The sequence below is a fragment of the Vibrio sp. 2433-A1 genome (assembly GCF_056726085.1).
In genome coordinates this window covers 24,447-42,073 of sequence record NZ_JBRESC010000010.1, presented here as the reverse complement: position 1 = coordinate 42,073, position 17,627 = coordinate 24,447, and the positions used below count along the sequence as shown (strand labels likewise).

Genomic DNA, 17,627 nt, shown 5'->3' with positions numbered 1-17,627 from the left:
CTTTAGCAAGAAAGCATAGCGCGTCCTTAGCTCAGCTGGATAGAGTACCTGGCTACGAACCAGGCGGTCGGAGGTTCGAATCCTCCAGGACGCGCCATAATTTCCTTACCAGGGAATAAAACGGTGAGGTGGCCGAGAGGCTGAAGGCGCTCCCCTGCTAAGGGAGTATACGGCTTGATACCGTATCGAGGGTTCGAATCCCTCCCTCACCGCCATTAATTGGCCAATGGTCAATTTTTTTTGTTTTTAAGGCTATTTAATTTTAAGAAGAATATAAAGTGTGATATGCTTCGCACTTCTCGTTTTTCGAGAACATTGCGCGTCCTTAGCTCAGCTGGATAGAGTACCTGGCTACGAACCAGGCGGTCGGAGGTTCGAATCCTCCAGGACGCGCCACTCTTTAGGTTTTCTTTATATAAATAGAAATCCTGATATTGATGAACTTCGATATCAAAATTTGCGCGTCCTTAGCTCAGCTGGATAGAGTACCTGGCTACGAACCAGGCGGTCGGAGGTTCGAATCCTCCAGGACGCGCCACTCTTTAGGTTTTCTTTGTATAAATAGAGATCCTGATATTGACCAAGTTGATATCGAAAACTGCGCGTCCTTAGCTCAGCTGGATAGAGTACCTGGCTACGAACCAGGCGGTCGGAGGTTCGAATCCTCCAGGACGCGCCACTCTTTAGGTTTTCTTTGTATAACATAGAGACCCTGATATTGACTCAAGTTGATATCGAAAACTGCGCGTCCTTAGCTCAGCTGGATAGAGTACCTGGCTACGAACCAGGCGGTCGGAGGTTCGAATCCTCCAGGACGCGCCACTCTTTAGGGTTTCATTTACATAAATGGCAATCCTGATATTGACCCAAGTTGATATCAAAAACCGTGCGTCCTTAGCTCAGCTGGATAGAGTACCTGGCTACGAACCAGGCGGTCGGAGGTTCGAATCCTCCAGGACGCGCCACTTATTAAAAAGCCCTGCTAGAAATAGCAGGGCTTTTTACATTCTAGTAACATAATTTGAACATCTTCAATTCAAGTTACTGTTTAATAAAGTGATTTCAGATATCATTTATTCTTCTTACACTTAGCACTTATTGATCAAAGTAATGTATTAAAACTCGCAGTTATTTATGCTTAATAGATCAAATATTGCAGATTTATGTGATTTCCGTGTCGAATAATTCCCTAGATTTGTGCTTTATCCTCAATAGCTCCTTAAACAAAATTGACAAAGTTTAACCAATCGAGATAATTCTAAGCCTATTGTCAGGATTATATTGAATGTTCTGACAACAAAAACACTCACTTTTGTGGGTAACGTTAGTGCTTTGCCGTGATAAAACATGAAGTTTTTAGCAAAATACCTAATGTCGTTGTCAGGATGACAAAGAAAGGATGCAAAAATGGATAATATTGGAAGCCTGCTAGTAGACGCTGCAACCCTGATGCTAACAGGGATGATTGTAGTGTTTATATTCCTCACTATTCTTGTCTATCTCGTTCGGCTCATGTCAAAACTGGTACCTGAAGAAGTACCTGCGCCGATCGCTACACCAAATCAAAATAATAAAGTTCAATCACCTTCATCTGCTGTTAGCCCAAATGTCGTGGCGGCAATCTCTGCCGCGGTACATCAGTACCGTACCTCGACAGCTAAGTAGTACTTGTAAGGATTAAAAGGAGTTAATGAGCATGTCTAAACCACTAGCTTTAACGGACGTGGTCCTTCGTGACGCCCATCAATCGCTATTTGCGACTCGTATGCGTCTTGAGGATATGTTACCTATCGCAGAGGAACTGGATAAGGTCGGTTACTGGTCTCTAGAAACATGGGGCGGAGCAACATTTGATGCGTGTATTCGATTCTTGGGTGAGGACCCATGGGAGCGTCTACGTGCATTAAAGAAAGCAATGCCAAACACACCAATGCAAATGCTACTTCGTGGCCAGAACCTATTAGGTTACCGCCACTATGCTGATGATGTGGTTGAAAAATTCGTTGAGCGTGCTCACGCCAACGGTATGGATGTTTTCCGTATTTTTGATGCGATGAACGATGTACGTAACTTTGAGAAAGCGGTTAAAGCGACAGTTGATGTTGGCGCGCATGCTCAAGGTACGCTGTCTTACACCACCAGTCCGGTACATAACACTGACACATGGGTTGATTTAGCGAAGCGTCTTGAAGACTTAGGCTGTCACTCACTATGTATTAAAGATATGTCAGGTTTACTTAAGCCTTACGAAGCGGAAGATCTTATCTCGCGTATCAAAGCGTCGTGTGATGTTCCACTTGCACTGCACTGCCACGCAACAACTGGTCTTTCTACAGCTACCGCAGTGAAAGCGGTTGAGGCGGGTGTCGATATTCTTGATACCGCTATCTCATCAATGAGCTGTACTTATGGTCACACGCCAACGGAAACGGTCGTCGCAATGCTGCAAGGTACTGAGCGTGATACCAACCTTAAACTCGACCAAATTGAGCCTATTGCCGCATACTTCCGCGAAGTACGTAAGAAGTACGCTAAGTTTGAAGGTCAATTAAAAGGCGTCGATTCACGTATCTTGATCGCACAAGTACCTGGCGGAATGCTTACTAACATGGAAGGTCAGCTTAAAGAGCAAGGCGCAGCGGATCGCATTGACGAAGTACTCGAAGAGATCCCTCGCGTACGTGAAGATCTCGGCTTCATCCCTCTTGTGACTCCAACGTCACAGATCGTCGGTACTCAAGCGGTTATTAACGTGCTAACGGGTGAGCGTTATAAGAGCATCACTAAAGAGACTGCTGGTGTTCTAAAAGGCGAGTATGGCGCAGCACCTGCACAAGTGAACGAAGCACTGCAAGCGAAAGTACTCGATGGTTCAGAGGCGATTACTTGTCGCCCAGCCGATCTATTAGATTCAGAACTTGATTCGTTGACGGATGATTTACTAGCAAAAGCGAAAGAACAAGGTATCTCTCTGGCAGAGGATACGGTTGATGATGTTCTGACCTACGCTTTATTCCCACAGGTTGGCCTAAAGTTCCTGAAGAACCGTCATAACCCTGAAGCATTCGAACCAGCTCCTGGTAAAGAGGAAGTAGTTCCAACCGCGCCACAAGCTCAGCCAGCGCAAGGTGGCATTGAGGCATACAGCGTTAAAGTTGATGGTCAGGTTTACGATGTCGAAGTAGGCCCTCAAGGTCAACTAACCTCGGTTGCGGCAACAGCTGCCGCGCCTCAAGCTGCAGCGCCTGCTGCACCAACAGGTAACTCTGAAATGGTTCCTGCCCCTCTTGCTGGTAACATTTTTAAAGTGAATGTTCAAAGTGGTGCTGAAGTTGCGGAAGGCGATGTATTACTTATTCTTGAAGCGATGAAGATGGAAACCGAAGTACGAGCAGCCAGAGGTGGTATTGTTCAAGATCTTCACGTCAAAGAAGGTGATTCTGTGACGGTTGGCGCTCCACTGCTTAGTCTGGCGTAAGGGGCGATCATGGAAGGATTAATGATCTTATGGTCAGAGACAGGGATCGCTAACTTCGAGTTTGGCCAAATCTGTATGATCTTGGTTGGTTGTACCTTGCTATTTTTGGCGATCAGAAAGGGCTTTGAGCCGTTACTGCTATTGCCAATTGGCTTTGGAGCGATCTTAGCGAATATACCTAATGCAGGTTTCACTGACGAAGGTGGTTTACTCTACTACGTTTACTACATAGGAATTGAATCTGGGATTTTCCCACTGCTGATCTTCTTAGGTGTAGGGGCGATGACTGACTTTGGTGCACTTATCGCTAACCCGAAAACCTTATGGCTAGGAGCGGCAGCTCAGTTCGGTATTTTCGCCACACTGTTTGGCGCGATCTTACTTAACTATGTGCCGGGTATGGAATTTAGCATGCCTGATGCAGCATCGATTGCGATTATCGGTGGTGCAGATGGCCCAACAGCTATCTTCTTAGCAAGTCAGTTATCACCGGATTTACTTGGCGCGATTGCGGTTGCGGCATACAGCTACATGGCTTTGGTGCCGATCATTCAGCCACCGATCATGAACGCACTGACAACGCCGGAAGAGCGTAAGATCAAAATGGCTCAGTTGCGTCATGTCGGTAAAGGCGAAAAGATTCTCTTCCCACTTGCCGTATTGCTGATGACGATCTTGTTCCTACCGTCGGCAACGCCACTTGTCGGAATGTTCTGTTTAGGTAACTTGATGCGTGAAGCTGGTGTTGTGGATCGTTTATCGAAAACTGCGCAAAATGAGCTGATCAATATCGTGACCATTTTTCTCGGTCTTGGTGTTGGATCTAAGCTGCAAGCAGAAGAGTTCTTAAACGTAGAAACGCTCGGTATTTTGGCTTTGGGTGCGGTGGCCTTCAGTATCGGTACTGCTGGCGGTGTGCTAATGGCTAAGCTGCTTAACAAGTTCTCGAAAGAAGACATTAACCCACTTATTGGTGCAGCAGGGGTTTCTGCGGTACCGATGGCGGCGCGCGTAGTAAACAAAGTTGGTCTTGAGGCGAATCCGCAAAACTTCTTGCTTATGCACGCGATGGGTCCTAATGTTGCGGGTGTTCTTGGTTCTGCGGTAGCCGCTGGTATCTTGTTAGCACTTGTAGGTTAATGCAAGTTGGTGTTAATTAATGGTCAAATTGAGAGCAAGTGGTTAACTTGCCGTCAATAAATGGTATATATTCAAAGGGATGCTTTCGCATCCCTTTTTTGTATCGGTAGGGAATAAAAGAAATGGAAAACAAACAAATTGCTATCTCTAAGTTCGGAGACCCAGAAGTTCTCGTTGTTCAAGCTTCTTCAATGCCAGAGCCTAAATCAGGGGAAGTATTAGTCAAAGTCCACTTTGCTGGTGTGAATCCTATCGATGTCAAAACGCGGGCTGGTCTTGGCTGGGCCGCTTCGGAAAACAAAGATAACCTCCCTTGGGTGCCAGGGTATGATATTTCAGGAGAGGTAGTAACGCTTGGTCAAGGTGCAGAACGATTCAGTGTGGGCGACAATGTCGCAGGCTTTATCGGTTTTCCATTAGCTGGTGGAGGCTATAGTCAGTATATAGCGATACCGGAAAGTACACTCAGCTTGGTACCTAGCTCTATTACTCTTGAAGCGGCCGCTGCACTTCCTCTTGCTGGTCAAACGGCGCTACAAGCATTAGACAAAGCGGGCGTTAATGAAGGGGATCGCGTGCTGATTTTAGCAGGTGCTGGCGGCGTCGGTCATATCGCAATCCAAGTGGCAGTGGCCGCTAAAGCGGAAGTGTTTACGACATGCAGTGAAGCGAACTTAGATTACATGGCGACATTAGGTGCACATGCCGTGAACTACCAATTTGCGCCAGTTTCAGAACGTGTTGAAGACGCCGATGTACTGATTGACTTAGTGGGTGGTGATGCCGCACTTGATGCACTCAAATGCTTGAAAGATAGTGGTAAAGTTGTCACTGTACCGACCCTAAGTGCTGAGCTGATTTGTGAAAAGGCCAAAATGCTTGGCTTTGAAGCATCAGGTATGTTAGTTGATCCGAACCCGGAACAGCTGGATGCACTGCTGTACATGGTCAGTGTTGGGTTAGTGAAAACTGAAATCCAACAGGTATTTGCCATGAGTGAGGTGAGCGAAGCTCATCGACAAATTGAAACGGGACACACGAGAGGCAAAATCTTGCTTGATATGCAATGCTAGAAGCGTTTAACAGCGCTTTTGAATCCTTCGCTTTATGGTTTTCTGATTCAGCGCTTTGGGTGCTGTTTTTTAGTGGTTTCCTGAGTGCTACCTTTTTGCCCGGCGGTTCCGAAGCAGGTTTAATCGCGACCCTCAGCTTAAACCAATATTCCATTTCTATGATCATTTTAGTCACCACCTTAGGTAATACCTTAGGTGGCTTGACCAACTATTGGCTAGGCTTGTGGTTACCAAATCGAACTCAAAATGAAAAACATGGTCATAAAGCTCTACAGTGGCTCAATAAATACGGTTATTGGTCTTTAATTTTTAGTTGGTTGCCTGTGATAGGCGACCCGTTATGCTTAGCTGCTGGTTGGCTGCGCATGCGCTTTTGGCCATGTTTTTGGTTGATCTCAATAGGCAAAGCGCTGCGATATAGCGCTTTAGCAGCAATTTTTTACGGATTCTTTTAAGGGGATGTCATGAGAAAGATTTGGCTTGGTGCATTTTCTCTTGTCGCACTTTATGGTTGTGCTTCGAATAACCTACCTTCAGTTCCATTCTTTTCCTCTCTACCGGATGGCGTGACACTTGTTGAAGAAGTGGATGCTCAGCCTGGTAAGGCGATGATTCCATATTCTAAGTATGAGTTGGACAATGGCTTAACCGTTATCCTATCTCCCGATCACTCTGATCCTTTGGTTCATGTGGATGTGACTTATCACGTCGGTTCTGCTCGTGAGCAAGTCGGCAAATCAGGTTTTGCCCACTTCTTTGAACATATGATGTTTCAAGGCAGTGAAAACGTGGGGGATCAGCAACACTTCAAGATCATCACTGAAGCTGGCGGTACGTTAAATGGTACCACGAATCGTGATCGCACTAATTACTTTGAAACCGTGCCGTCGAATCAGCTAGAGAAAATGCTCTGGTTAGAGTCTGATCGGATGGGCTTTTTACTCGATGCGGTTTCACAGCGTAAGTTTGAGATTCAGCGTGATACGGTCAAAAACGAACGTGCTCAGAACTACGATAATCGCCCTTACGGTTTGATGTGGGAAAAAATGGGTGAAGCGATGTACCCGGAAGGTCATCCATACTCGTGGCAAACCATTGGTTACGTAGATGATCTTGATCGTGTTGATGTGAACGATCTAAAAGCTTTCTTCTTACGCTGGTACGGGCCAAATAATGCGGTATTGACCATCGGTGGTGATATCGACACCAAACAAACTTTGGAATGGGTGAATAAATACTTTGGTTCGATTCCAGCCGGTCCTGAGGTTGAGCAAGCGCCAAAACAACCGGTGAGTTTATCTGAAGATCGCTACGTAACACTTGAAGACCGTATTCAACAACCAATGTTAATGATTGGCTGGCCAACTAAATATAACGGTGCAGAAGAGCAAGCGTCACTAAATGCCTTAGCCAATGTATTGGGTAGTGGTGCTAACAGCTTGCTCTATCAAAAACTTGTTAAGACCCAGAAAGCAGTCGATGCGGGTGCATACCAAGATTGTGCCGAGCTGTCATGTACCTTCTACGTTTACGCTATGGCGCCATCTGGTGAAAAAGGGGCATTAAAACCGCTCTATCAAGAGTTGATGCAGACCTTAGCTGAATTTGAGACGAAAGGGGTGGATGACAAGCGACTTGAGCAGATCACAGGTATGGCCGAAGCCAATGCAGTGTTCGCCTTGCAAAGTGTGCGTGGCAAAGTGTCCCAGTTGGCATCGAATGAAACCTTCTTTAATACACCAGATCGAATTCAGTCCCAGTTAAAGCAGATTCGCTCTGTTACCCCTGAGTCTGTCATGGATGCCTATAAAACCTACGTCAATGGCCATCATAAAGTAGTGCTAAGTGTAGTACCTGTTGGCAAAGCAAAGCTAGCCGCAGCGCCTGCCAATTTTGTTACGCCACCAAGAACATTGCCTGAATACCAGAAAATAACCGATGACCAGTTAGCGTATCGTAAAGCAAGCGATGATTTTGACCGCTCAGTAATGCCAGAAGTTGCGGAAGGGGTGAAAGCGCAGATGCCAGATCTCTATCGCTTATATTTCGACAATGGTGCGGAGTTACTTGGAACCGTAAGTTCTGAAACGCCAACTGTGCAGTTAGAGATCAGTTTCCCAGCCGGTGAGCGGTATGTGCAGAGTGGCAAAGAAGGCTTAGCGCACCTGACAGCTGCGATGATGCAAGAGGCGACGTTGGATTCATCGCTAGAAGAGCTTGAAGCTAAGCTAAATAAACTTGGTAGTAGTATTTCAATCAATGCCGGTAACTACACCACCAGTATTTCAGTCTCAAGCTTAGAGAAAAATCTCACTGAGACTTTAACGCTGGTTGAAGAAATACTATTCAAGCCAGCTTTCCTAGAACAAGATTTTGAGAGAATTCAAAAACAGATGTTGGAAGGCTTAGTCTATCAGCATCAAGAACCTAGTTGGTTAGCCTCTCAGGCGACACGTCAAGTACTCTTCTCAGGCTCTGTTTATCAGCGTCCAACGGATGGTACAGAAGCCTCAGTTGCTAAGTTGACGCTTGATGATGTTAAAGCTTTTTACAAACAGCATTACACACCTCAAGGTGCACAAATTGTTGTTGTTGGTGACATCTCTAAGCGCCAAATTAAACAAGAACTGGCCTTTATCGATCGTTGGCATGGTGAAGTCGCACCATTACTAAGACCTCAATTGGTTAAGCCGCTTACTCAGCAGAAGATTTTCCTCATCGACAAACCGGGAGCTCCGCAGAGTGTTGTGCGTATGGTGCGTCAAGGTCTGCCTTTTGATGCTACCGGTGAAGTGTACCTAACGCAGTTAGCCAATTTTAATCTAGCGGGCAACTTCAATAGCCGTATCAACCAAAACCTCAGAGAGGACAAAGGCTACACTTATGGTGCGAGAGGTTACTTAGCGTCAAATAGAGAGGTGGGAACGATCGTTTACTCAGCTCAGGTCCGAGCAGACTCAACGGTTCCATCGATTATCGAGATGAAAAAAGAGCTAGAGAAATACAGTGAACAAGGCATGACTGACAATGAAATGAAATTTTTACGCTTAGCGGTCGGTCAACAAGATGCACTAAAATATGAAACGCCTTCACAGAAAGCAGGGCTACTTAATAGTATTTTATCGTACAGCTTGGATGAAGATTACTTGAAGCAACGAAATGAGATCGTTGAATCAGTCAAAAAGCAGACTCTTGATGAGTTAGCAAACAAGTGGTTTAACCCTGACGACTACCAAATTATCGTGGTAGGGGATAAGAAAACGCTGAAACCACAACTAGAAAGTTTGCATATTCCGATAGAAGAGCTTGAAATCATCCGTTAGAGTACACATAACATAGTGCATGCGAAAGGGTGATAACGCTCACCCTTTATAAAATTTTGTATAGCCAGTTTGGTATCACTACCAAACCATTGATATAAGCGAACCTCATTTTGACTGAATTTGCTGCGCGACTTGAGCGAGTTGCACAAAACCCAGAAGTATTTAAGAGTTTTGGACGTGGTGTCGAGCGCGAGACGCTGCGCTACCAACAAGATGGTCACCTCGCTACTACTCCTCATCCAAGTGAGCTAGGTTCAGCTTATGCCAATAACTGGATAACGACAGACTTCTCTGAATCTCTATTGGAATTTATCACGCCAGTTTCGACAGACATTTCGACGCTTACAGCACAACTAGAAGATATTCACCACTTCACTCAAACTAAGTTAGGTGAAGAGAAAATGTGGCCGCTTTCGATGCCGTGTTTTGTCGGTGATGAAGATGACATCAACTTAGCGCAATATGGCTCGTCAAACTCAGGCAAGATGAAAACTCTGTACCGTGAAGGCCTAAAAAGACGTTACGGCAGTTTGATGCAAATTATTTCTGGTGTTCATTTCAACTTCTCATTCCCAGAAACGTTTTGGGACCAGTTGTTTGGTGAGCAATCAGAACAACAGCGTCAGGACAGTAAGTCAGAGGCTTACTTTGGCTTGATCCGAAACTATTACCGTTTCGGCTGGTTAATCCCGTACTTCTTCGGTGCTTCACCTGCGTTATGTTCGTCGTTCATTCAAGGACGAGAAACTGCGCTGCCGTTTGAAAAAATAGGTGGAACTCTATTCTTACCCAATGCGACCTCATTACGTATGAGTGATTTAGGCTATACCAACAGCGCGCAAAGCTCGTTGAAAATTGGTTTTAATAGCTTAGATGAGTATCTCGATGGTCTGAACGCGGCGATTCGCACGCCATCAGAAGAATTTGCAGAGATTGGCGTTAAGGTTGGTGACGAGTACCGTCAGCTAAACAGCAATGTACTGCAGATTGAAAATGAGCTGTATGCGCCTATTCGTCCTAAACGAGTAGCCAAATCAGGTGAAAAGCCATCGGAAGCATTGGCACGTGGTGGTGTTGAGTACATCGAAGTTCGCTCACTTGACGTTAACCCATACAGCTCGGTTGGTATTGATGAAGACCAAGTTCGCTTCTTGGACCTATTCTTAGCATGGGCTGCACTGACTGACTCCGAACCTATGGATTACTGTGAGCAGGCATGTTGGCGTGAGAACTGGAATAAAGTCATTGCAGAAGGTCGTAAGCCTGGTTTAGAGCTACAAATTGGCTGCCGCGGTGAAGTGCTGTCACTGCAAAACTGGGCTAAGCGTGTATTTGTCGAACTGGTGCAGATTGCAGAGCTAATGGATGCAACGAATAGCGGTGATGAATATCAAGCAGTATGCTTTAAATTACTGTCGTGGATTGATAATCCAGAGTTGACTATCTCTGGTCAGCTATTGGCAGATACCAAACAGCATGGTGGTCTAGGTAAAGTGGGTTGTGCGTTTGGTAAGCAGTACCGCAATCAGCATTTAGATCATCAGTATCGAGTCTACAGTGAGCAAGAAATGGAACAGGAAGTGGAACGCTCTCGTATTGCTCAACAGCAAGTGGAAGAAGCAGACCAGTCAAGCTTTGATGAGTTTCTGACTGACTACTTTGCATATTTGAAAGCGTAGGTTTAGCGTGAAAAAGCTTTTTCTCCCTATCGTTGGTGCTATCGTTTTGAGTGGCTGTGCGACAGCTCCGCCGAAAAATCAATCCAACCTGTGCGAAATATTTCGTGAGAAACCGAGTTGGTATGACGATGCGCTAGATATGCAAGAGGAGTGGGGAACGCCCATTCAAGTAGCGATGGCTTTTGTTAAACAGGAAAGTAGCTATCGCCACGATGCCAGGCCTCCCAAGGATTACCTATTAGGCTTTATTCCTTGGGGGCGTGTCAGCAGTGCTTATGGATATGCACAAGCCCAAGACCCTGCATGGGATGACTTTCAGAATGCAACAGGACATAGCGGTTCACGGACTGATTTTGCCGATGCGTTAATGTTTATTGGTTGGTATACCCATGAGACGCAAAAACAGCTTGGTGTTTCCAAGTGGGATTCCTACAATCAATATTTGGCTTACCACGAAGGACGTGGTGGTTTTAAAAGAAAAAGTTACCAAGCTAAACCGTCGTTGATTAAAGTCGCACGTCGTGTTGAACAGCAGGCAAAAGATTATGGTTGGCAACTTAAACAGTGCCGACAAGAATTAGAAGACAATCGAAGCTGGTTCTTTTAAGAGCAGTTAATATGGAGAAGGACAATGCCGTTATTAGATAGTTTTACCGTAGATCACACACGTATGAATGCACCAGCTGTACGTGTGGCGAAAACCATGACCACCCCGAATGGCGATACGATTACGGTATTTGACCTGCGTTTTACTGCGCCAAATAAAGATATTCTGTCTGAGAAAGGCATTCATACACTAGAGCACCTATACGCTGGCTTTATGCGTAACCACCTAAATGGTGAGAGTGTTGAGATCATCGATATCTCGCCAATGGGCTGTCGTACTGGTTTCTACATGAGCCTGATTGGCACGCCACAAGAACAGCAAGTCGCTGATGCTTGGTTAGCAGCAATGCAAGACGTATTGAAAGTTGAAAGCCAGAACAAAATCCCTGAGCTGAATGAGTACCAATGTGGTACCGCAGCAATGCACTCTCTTGATGAGGCGAAGCAGATTGCTGAAGCAATTCTAAAGGCTGGTATTTCGGTTAATAAAAACGATGAGCTAGCACTACCAGAATCAATGCTAAATGAGCTTAAAGTCGACTAATTGAACATTGGCTTGATAGAAATATAAAAGGAAGGCACTGGCCTTCCTTTTTTGTATCACTCTAGAATGTATCTAGTTTGCTTTAGGTAATACCACTACCTGAGTCTTAGCCCAAATATCGTGGAAGCCGCGTTTTTGAGGGTCAAGCGGTACAGTAAAGTTTGCTAAACCAAAGCCTGAAGTACCAATACGAATCAAAGCTTGAGTAACAGAAACCGCAGTTCCATCATTACTTCGTAGGTGCAGTTTCCAAGCACGCATGCCAAGAGTTTGCCCTGCACGAGTCCAGAAGAAAACAAAGAAATAGATCCAGACAAACGCTAAGTAAGCCGTGTATACCGGACTCCAAATAGGGTGGTTAGTTAGAAAATCGCTGACATCAGCGTAGCCGCCAACATCGAAAATCCCCATTGCCATTAGTGCATGCAGAATAGCAATAATGATACCTGCTGCCATCATCTCAACTGCGATGATAATTAGCCCATCATAAAAGAGTGCTCCCAGACGGCGAAATAGCCCTGCTGGTGGCAAAGTGTCAGTTGTTGACATAAAACCCACTTACCAAAATAAAATAAGGCGAAAGAATAAAGCTTCAGTCTGGATCTGAAAAGAGAGCTTGCGCACAGCTTATCAATTTGTGGCGATTTTATCGGCAAACAGCAAGCAATTCAGTCTTTTGCACTTGCACGAATCATCGGCATACGTATAATGCCAGACATCGACAGGCTAATGCCTCGAGATAATGCCGGTATGGTGAAATTGGTATACACGACGGATTCAAAAATTAGTCTAAGTTGCTAATTTACAAAGAATTTTATGAAAAGCCTCGATTTTTATCGAGGCTTTTCTGCTTTCAGAACATGTGAAATGTTAGCCCTTCATCACACTTCTAATAATCCCTTCTTATTTTCTCTCCCTGCCCCTTTACGGACAACTTCCTGTTCAACTCAGACATAGAACAGCAAAAACAGAACCTAAGCTTTACTGGTCACTACGGTCAATTTGGTAAGCCGAAAAGCGTTGGGGAATTTCTAGTTTGGAATATCTTCAAGACTCGATGGTTAGATACCAAAGACCGTAAAATCGAAAAGTTACTGTTACGCTACGGTCAAATGCTACAAAAACAGAACCGTGTACACTTTCAATGGATACATGTTTGTTGTGGTCTGGTTTTTTATTGTGTTGATTTTTTGTTTCTAATGAAATTTGAGACATATATAAATACTTTAGTTAATTACTGAGGTATTCATATGAGTAAGCTCTTCAAATTTACCCCAAGCAAACTAAACAACATCCCACCTCATGATCGACGATCTAAATCTACCAACAATGAAGTCTCCGATACCGAAGTTCAGGGCTTGAAATTGCTTATAGGCAAATCCGGAAGGAAACGCTTCTTATTAAGATTTGTGTCGCCAATCACCAAGAAAAAATCCAGCATTGCACTCGGTCAGTGGCCCGATATCGATTTGCCCACCGTTCGAAATAAAGCTCGCAAGTTAAAGGTACAAATTGCCGATGGGATTGATCCGAAACTTGAACGCGATAAAAAGGTCGAAAACCAAGTACCGACCTTGTACGATTTCTTCCACGATACCTTTATTGTTTCGAAGAAAAGCAAAGGCAAGAAAACATGGCGTGATGATATCGCTAGATTTGAGCACTGGAAGCACCTACATACGAAGCCTATCGATAAGATAACTGGTGTCCATCTTCATCAAGTTCAAGCAAAGCTATTAGCAACGGAGTATCGCCCCGGTAAGAAGTACGCAGCAGCCACGGTCGATCGTACTATTGCCTTGATGAAAACCATCCTAAAGGAAGCATACTGCCTTTTAGACATACCCTATATCGGCGATAAGGTGTCACTTATCAATCCAGACAACATGCGAACTCGCTATCTCACTATGGAAGAGACAGCCGCAGTGATACGTGCATCACGAGATTATTATTGTCGTGTGACTGGAAATTTCATTTCTCTGCTTTTCCTTACGGGATGTCGAGATTCTGAATTACGTACGATTAAGTGGCGAAATATTAGCCTGATTGATAAGACCATGTTCGTTCCAGACACAAAGAACGGCTCCAGCATGACTGTACCGCTGACTCCATTTATGGTCGAACTGTTCAGGGAGCTCTTAAACATGCGGAAGAAAGGAAATCCTTATGTGTTCTATGGACGTAACGAGGGGAGTTATATCTCACAACCGCGAAATGCTTTTGCTCGGATTAAGGAACGAGCAGGTATCAAGAATCCTCATGAAGTTTGCTTTCACGTGGCGCGTCATAGCTTTGCTACAAACTTGATAGAGAACGGTGTTGATGTTCTTACTGTGCAACGTTTAATGAATCATAAAGACCTGAGTAGTACCCAAAGGTATGTAAAACATTCCCAGCAAAAGCTACTCAACAGCTCGGATACTTTATCTTCTGTACTGAAAGAACAGGCACCAAGACTAGCACACCGCATCAGTTAGATAGTTTTAACCTCAAAATCAAACATATATAAAAATTACGTATATGCCCCTACTAGCGAGAGCTGGTAGGGGCTTTTTCGTATCTGGAATAAAGGGAAATACATGCAAGTAATAAAAACTTTTACAGAGCTAATGGGGTTGCGTTTGCCTAGTTCAGATAAGGCTAATCTCATTACACATTTGACTGAATCGACAGATGGAGATTTACATGAGTTGGAGAAAAGTTGGGACGAAATAGGCATCACTCTGATTTTGTTCGATGAGAGCGATACCAATCAAGACCTAGAAGATATAGATGAACAAACCAAGCTCTTAATTGATTTCGTCACTGTTCACCCTGAGTACGTGCTACTTATCGGCTCTATGGTCATAGCGTTAGGTGTACTTAACGACCAAGGCTCAGGCTGTTACCTAGCCGGGCATTCTACCTCTCAACTTCATCCAATCCAGAGGCTACTCGCTCACGTTGATAGCTAGTCGTCACTCACGCAGCAATATTTCACATTATCACCGACAGGAGAATATCTATGACCCAACGCAAAGTAGACCCAGACTTCCCTAATACTGGCACTCAAGATGAGCAGCATCAAGAGATTAATCATTTCGAACAAATAGTACTTTCAGGAGCGGCACCGAAGTTAGCAGGTAATGGGAAGGTGCTTTATGAAGTTGCACTTCATAATGAAGAAAAACAGCTCTACTTCAGGATTACAGGGCAGGAAGGTGGTGCAGGACTTCATTCAAAAGAATGGCTATCCGTTACAGCAATGCTTGAACTGATAGAAGCTCAGAAAGATAAACCGTGGAAGAGTTCACTGTACAAGCAGATTTTCAGTGGCGGCTCGGCAAACAACCACTCGTTCTGTTCTGTGATAATCCGGGACTTAGGATTAGCATCAAAAACGGATTCATCACGCTATTTACATGTGCTTTCAACAGACTTCGAGGAGAAGAAAAGCGCATTACTGGCACTCGCCAAATCTCAAGCCATATCTAAGAAAAAATAACCCTACCAGACAGTAAGACGACAGAAGAAATCCGCTAGGTCGATGAGCTTTAACTTGTTTACTTCATCGAGTGATTACCACTAAAGAACGATGAGTAACACGGTCAGTGCTGATATCACAACTCGACGGATTTCAAATTTCTTGGGTTATCAGTGGAGGGGAGAGGAAAACTACTTCGAACCTAGCCATTTCGCAATTTTCATACCTCGTTCTTAGTAAGAGCGTACACCTAACAACTTAAAAGAGATTTTATAATGAACTTAGCACTTCAGTTTGATGTTGAGCGCTTTTTGCTACCTATATCAACTAGCCTTCAAGATGCTCTAAACCGAGTGATCACCGAATCAGGTAAATGGACACCCATGATCCAATCGGTCGTCTTTTCTTTCCGTCAGAAATCTTACAGCCCAGAGAATGGAGGATATCACCCTGTCGAGATCCGTATCACTAGACTTAATGACCAATGGGTTTTCGATTACATCACTGACTTTAGTTACTGTGGATTGATGCCTGAACTTGAGAAAGAAATCGACTTTGACTTTGGTCATGGAGTAACTTATATCCGATACATGGGTGAAGTTCCCATTACTGAATCTAGTGTCACTGAGTTCTATTCACTATGGGAAACCAACTTTCTCAGCTACGTGGAAATGGGGGCTTTTGATGAGATAAAAGCCACGGTGGATTCGTCCATCTAATTTGGTTGGTCTATACCGAGCTTTTGACATTATCGGCTCCCATTACTTGTTGAGTTAAAGTGGAACTTGTCACTGGGATCTATAGTGACAAGTTCAATTCATATTTCTGTTATACAGTTATCATACCCAGTAGATAGCCAATGGTGGCGAAGCTTAATCAATTAGCGATACCACCTAGGTAAAGATACGGACTGGACTGAGTGATTTGGAGCAGAGTTCGTGCATCAGAAATCATAGATATACCCATTTAATAACAACCTCCTACCGGAGTTATTTAAGTGTTTTCTAAATAACGGTGAAAAACAGTATCGTTTTGAGTCTTTCCTTAATCGGTATCGGTTCATGATTTTGTAAAATGATCTAGCTCCCATAGCCGACATAGAGAGCTTAAAAACCGGTGCATAGTGGTTTGTCCATGGAAGGAAGTGGCTACAACAACAAATCAAAACGACATTATACTTTGGTGTAGGGAGCCCATGATGACTAACCAACACCAAGGTCAACGACACACTTCAATCTGTACGGTGCCTTCTACTTGGTTGAGTCCAGATACACTTGAAGCTCTTGTCTGAATAAGTAACGTATCCAGTCAGGTGAGAGCACTTCTACATGAGGCAGCCATGTTTTGAGCTGTCGTAGTAATTCTGGAATGTTCTTAGTTTGGTGACTCACCAGTACATCACCAGAATCCAGTTCTTTTAGCAATTGGAAGTCATTGGTGTTGCTTTCATTTAAGAATGCTTCTGTCACTTTACTACTCATCTGGATAACCATCTCAACGGGATTTAGTAGAGGTTCTTCATATCCTCGACTAGTCAGCTTCTGCTCAACATTAGGGTCAGGAGAGTATTTATCCTCGTAACGGATTAAACATCGAATCTTAGCGACTCTGAGTGACTCTAGGCGGTTTCTCTGTGTTCCTGCGACATACCAGTAGCCTGAGTCATTCACCAACCGGTATGCGTGGAATTTATCGTAAGTTTTCCCTTCACAGTTAAAGCTGATGACATTTCGGCGTTGTATCGATTCAATGAGTTTCTCGAATACAGATGTGTTGTTACTAATGTCTTCAATTTGTAGGTTCTTGAATAGAAAAGGTGGGTGAGTTTTGTTATTCAATACGCCATTACTCAAGTAGTGCTTACCTGAAAACAAGGCATCAAAGCCCATGTTCAGCAGCAGAAGTGATATTTCGTTATTGCTCTGCCTACCTAGCACTTTGGGGTCAAGAGAGTAGCATGCCCCTTCACGCTGTATAGGTAGGTAATTTAATCGCTGGTTGAAATCCCGCTGTAAGGTTCTTTCACTGACTCCGAACTCACGACTTAAATCGTTCAGATGCAACTTCTCACCCGTATTTAAACGGGTCAGTATGATGCCAAGTCGTTTCGCTAGTTTGTCATGCTCTTTCATTCTACGCATTGTAGATAGGTCGCTCGTCAGGTGGTGTCGCACTGAGAAAGAACCTGATTATTTCTAGCTAATTTTCATAAGGTTACTGATATTGCTATCGCTTTCATCGGTCACCTCAAAGTATGCCCTCCAAGGCGTCTACTAATCATTTCAGTATTTCTATACCTGAGCGACACATCCTGTCGATCT

General features: G+C 44.3%; 15 protein-coding genes and 7 tRNA genes. 20 read left to right on the top strand and 2 right to left on the bottom strand.

The window, feature by feature from the left end; all coding sequences use genetic code 11:
- The first annotated feature begins 20 nt into the window (after nucleotides 1-20).
- The 16 genes from ACU01J_RS11770 (at nucleotide 21) to luxS (ending at nucleotide 11,843) form a co-directional block, all read left to right on the top strand.
- Nucleotides 21-97, top strand: a tRNA-Arg gene (locus ACU01J_RS11770).
- A gap of 25 nt (nucleotides 98-122) precedes the next feature.
- Nucleotides 123-215: transfer RNA gene (locus ACU01J_RS11765), tRNA-Ser, on the top strand.
- Nucleotides 216-319: 104 nt separating this feature from the next.
- Nucleotides 320-396 (top strand) — tRNA-Arg (locus tag ACU01J_RS11760).
- 65 nt (nucleotides 397-461) lie between these two features.
- Nucleotides 462-538, top strand: a tRNA-Arg gene (locus ACU01J_RS11755).
- A 64-nt stretch (nucleotides 539-602) separates the two neighbouring features.
- Nucleotides 603-679 (top strand) — tRNA-Arg (locus ACU01J_RS11750).
- 66 nt (nucleotides 680-745) lie between these two features.
- Nucleotides 746-822: transfer RNA gene (locus tag ACU01J_RS11745), tRNA-Arg, on the top strand.
- 66 nt (nucleotides 823-888) lie between these two features.
- Nucleotides 889-965: transfer RNA gene (locus tag ACU01J_RS11740), tRNA-Arg, on the top strand.
- Between the two features lie 442 nt (nucleotides 966-1,407).
- Nucleotides 1,408-1,665, top strand: a complete 258-nt coding sequence (locus ACU01J_RS11735) for an oxaloacetate decarboxylase subunit gamma (RefSeq protein ID WP_053441880.1) — start codon at nucleotides 1,408-1,410, stop codon at nucleotides 1,663-1,665.
- Nucleotides 1,666-1,696: 31 nt separating this feature from the next.
- Nucleotides 1,697-3,478: a sodium-extruding oxaloacetate decarboxylase subunit alpha gene (gene oadA / locus ACU01J_RS11730; RefSeq protein WP_481085879.1), complete on the top strand. Its 1,782-nt coding sequence runs from the start codon at nucleotides 1,697-1,699 to the stop codon at nucleotides 3,476-3,478.
- Nucleotides 3,479-3,487: 9 nt separating this feature from the next.
- On the top strand, nucleotides 3,488-4,618 hold the full coding sequence (locus ACU01J_RS11725; protein WP_481085878.1) for a sodium ion-translocating decarboxylase subunit beta: 1,131 nt from the start codon (nucleotides 3,488-3,490) through the stop codon (nucleotides 4,616-4,618).
- 122 nt (nucleotides 4,619-4,740) lie between these two features.
- Complete coding sequence (locus ACU01J_RS11720) at nucleotides 4,741-5,691, top strand: NADP-dependent oxidoreductase (protein ID WP_481085877.1); 951 nt, start codon at nucleotides 4,741-4,743, stop codon at nucleotides 5,689-5,691.
- Entirely contained in the window at nucleotides 5,685-6,146 is a 462-nt protein-coding gene (locus ACU01J_RS11715; RefSeq protein ID WP_481085876.1) for a YqaA family protein, read from the top strand. Before ACU01J_RS11720 ends, ACU01J_RS11715 begins: the two co-directional genes overlap by 7 nt.
- Before the next feature lie 9 nt (nucleotides 6,147-6,155).
- A complete protein-coding gene (locus tag ACU01J_RS11710; protein WP_481085875.1) occupies nucleotides 6,156-9,014 on the top strand; it encodes a M16 family metallopeptidase in 2,859 nt (952 codons plus the stop codon).
- Nucleotides 9,015-9,124: 110 nt separating this feature from the next.
- The gene (gene gshA / locus ACU01J_RS11705) at nucleotides 9,125-10,693 is read left to right on the top strand and encodes a glutamate--cysteine ligase (RefSeq protein ID WP_481085874.1); all 1,569 of its coding nucleotides are present in this window, start codon (nucleotides 9,125-9,127) and stop codon (nucleotides 10,691-10,693) included.
- Nucleotides 10,694-10,700: 7 nt separating this feature from the next.
- The gene (locus ACU01J_RS11700; protein ID WP_481085873.1) at nucleotides 10,701-11,300 is read left to right on the top strand and encodes a transglycosylase SLT domain-containing protein; all 600 of its coding nucleotides are present in this window, start codon (nucleotides 10,701-10,703) and stop codon (nucleotides 11,298-11,300) included.
- 24 nt (nucleotides 11,301-11,324) lie between these two features.
- Nucleotides 11,325-11,843, top strand: coding sequence for an S-ribosylhomocysteine lyase (luxS, locus tag ACU01J_RS11695; protein WP_481085872.1), 519 nt, complete (start codon nucleotides 11,325-11,327; stop codon nucleotides 11,841-11,843).
- Nucleotides 11,844-11,915: 72 nt separating this feature from the next.
- Here the strand turns inward: luxS and ACU01J_RS11690 are convergent, their stop codons facing one another.
- The gene (locus ACU01J_RS11690; RefSeq protein WP_481085871.1) at nucleotides 11,916-12,392 is read right to left on the bottom strand and encodes an RDD family protein; all 477 of its coding nucleotides are present in this window, start codon (nucleotides 12,390-12,392) and stop codon (nucleotides 11,916-11,918) included.
- A 701-nt stretch (nucleotides 12,393-13,093) separates the two neighbouring features.
- Between ACU01J_RS11690 and ACU01J_RS11685 the strand changes: the two genes are divergently transcribed.
- The 4 genes from ACU01J_RS11685 (at nucleotide 13,094) to ACU01J_RS11670 (ending at nucleotide 16,025) form a co-directional block, all read left to right on the top strand.
- Nucleotides 13,094-14,320, top strand: coding sequence for a tyrosine-type recombinase/integrase (locus ACU01J_RS11685; RefSeq protein WP_481085870.1), 1,227 nt, complete (start codon nucleotides 13,094-13,096; stop codon nucleotides 14,318-14,320).
- 102 nt (nucleotides 14,321-14,422) lie between these two features.
- Entirely contained in the window at nucleotides 14,423-14,797 is a 375-nt protein-coding gene (locus ACU01J_RS11680; RefSeq protein ID WP_481085869.1) for a hypothetical protein, read from the top strand.
- A 50-nt stretch (nucleotides 14,798-14,847) separates the two neighbouring features.
- Nucleotides 14,848-15,327 carry a hypothetical protein gene (locus ACU01J_RS11675; protein ID WP_212581796.1) on the top strand — a complete coding sequence of 160 codons (480 nt, stop codon included), beginning with the start codon at nucleotides 14,848-14,850 and terminating at the stop codon, nucleotides 15,325-15,327.
- Nucleotides 15,328-15,581: 254 nt separating this feature from the next.
- The gene (locus ACU01J_RS11670) at nucleotides 15,582-16,025 is read left to right on the top strand and encodes a DUF2787 family protein (RefSeq protein WP_212581795.1); all 444 of its coding nucleotides are present in this window, start codon (nucleotides 15,582-15,584) and stop codon (nucleotides 16,023-16,025) included.
- Nucleotides 16,026-16,556: 531 nt separating this feature from the next.
- Here ACU01J_RS11670 and ACU01J_RS11665 read toward each other — a convergent pair.
- Nucleotides 16,557-17,438: a helix-turn-helix transcriptional regulator gene (locus tag ACU01J_RS11665; protein WP_309303807.1), complete on the bottom strand. Its 882-nt coding sequence runs from the start codon at nucleotides 17,436-17,438 to the stop codon at nucleotides 16,557-16,559.
- Between the last annotated feature and the right edge of the window lie 189 nt (nucleotides 17,439-17,627).

Excerpts from the sequence above, each read along its gene's own strand:
- ACU01J_RS11735 (WP_053441880.1), top strand. The coding sequence starts at position 1,408 with ATGGATAATATTGGAAGCCTGCTAGTAGACGCTGCAACCCTGATGCTA.
- oadA (WP_481085879.1), top strand. The coding sequence starts at position 1,697 with ATGTCTAAACCACTAGCTTTAACGGACGTGGTCCTTCGTGACGCCCAT.
- ACU01J_RS11725 (WP_481085878.1), top strand. The coding sequence starts at position 3,488 with ATGGAAGGATTAATGATCTTATGGTCAGAGACAGGGATCGCTAACTTC.
- ACU01J_RS11720 (WP_481085877.1), top strand. The coding sequence starts at position 4,741 with ATGGAAAACAAACAAATTGCTATCTCTAAGTTCGGAGACCCAGAAGTT.
- ACU01J_RS11715 (WP_481085876.1), top strand. The coding sequence starts at position 5,685 with ATGCTAGAAGCGTTTAACAGCGCTTTTGAATCCTTCGCTTTATGGTTT.
- ACU01J_RS11710 (WP_481085875.1), top strand. The coding sequence starts at position 6,156 with ATGAGAAAGATTTGGCTTGGTGCATTTTCTCTTGTCGCACTTTATGGT.
- luxS (WP_481085872.1), top strand. The coding sequence starts at position 11,325 with ATGCCGTTATTAGATAGTTTTACCGTAGATCACACACGTATGAATGCA.
- ACU01J_RS11690 (WP_481085871.1), bottom strand. The coding sequence starts at position 12,392 with ATGTCAACAACTGACACTTTGCCACCAGCAGGGCTATTTCGCCGTCTG.
- ACU01J_RS11685 (WP_481085870.1), top strand. The coding sequence starts at position 13,094 with ATGAGTAAGCTCTTCAAATTTACCCCAAGCAAACTAAACAACATCCCA.
- ACU01J_RS11680 (WP_481085869.1), top strand. The coding sequence starts at position 14,423 with ATGCAAGTAATAAAAACTTTTACAGAGCTAATGGGGTTGCGTTTGCCT.
- ACU01J_RS11675 (WP_212581796.1), top strand. The coding sequence starts at position 14,848 with ATGACCCAACGCAAAGTAGACCCAGACTTCCCTAATACTGGCACTCAA.
- ACU01J_RS11670 (WP_212581795.1), top strand. The coding sequence starts at position 15,582 with ATGAACTTAGCACTTCAGTTTGATGTTGAGCGCTTTTTGCTACCTATA.
- ACU01J_RS11665 (WP_309303807.1), bottom strand. The coding sequence starts at position 17,438 with ATGAAAGAGCATGACAAACTAGCGAAACGACTTGGCATCATACTGACC.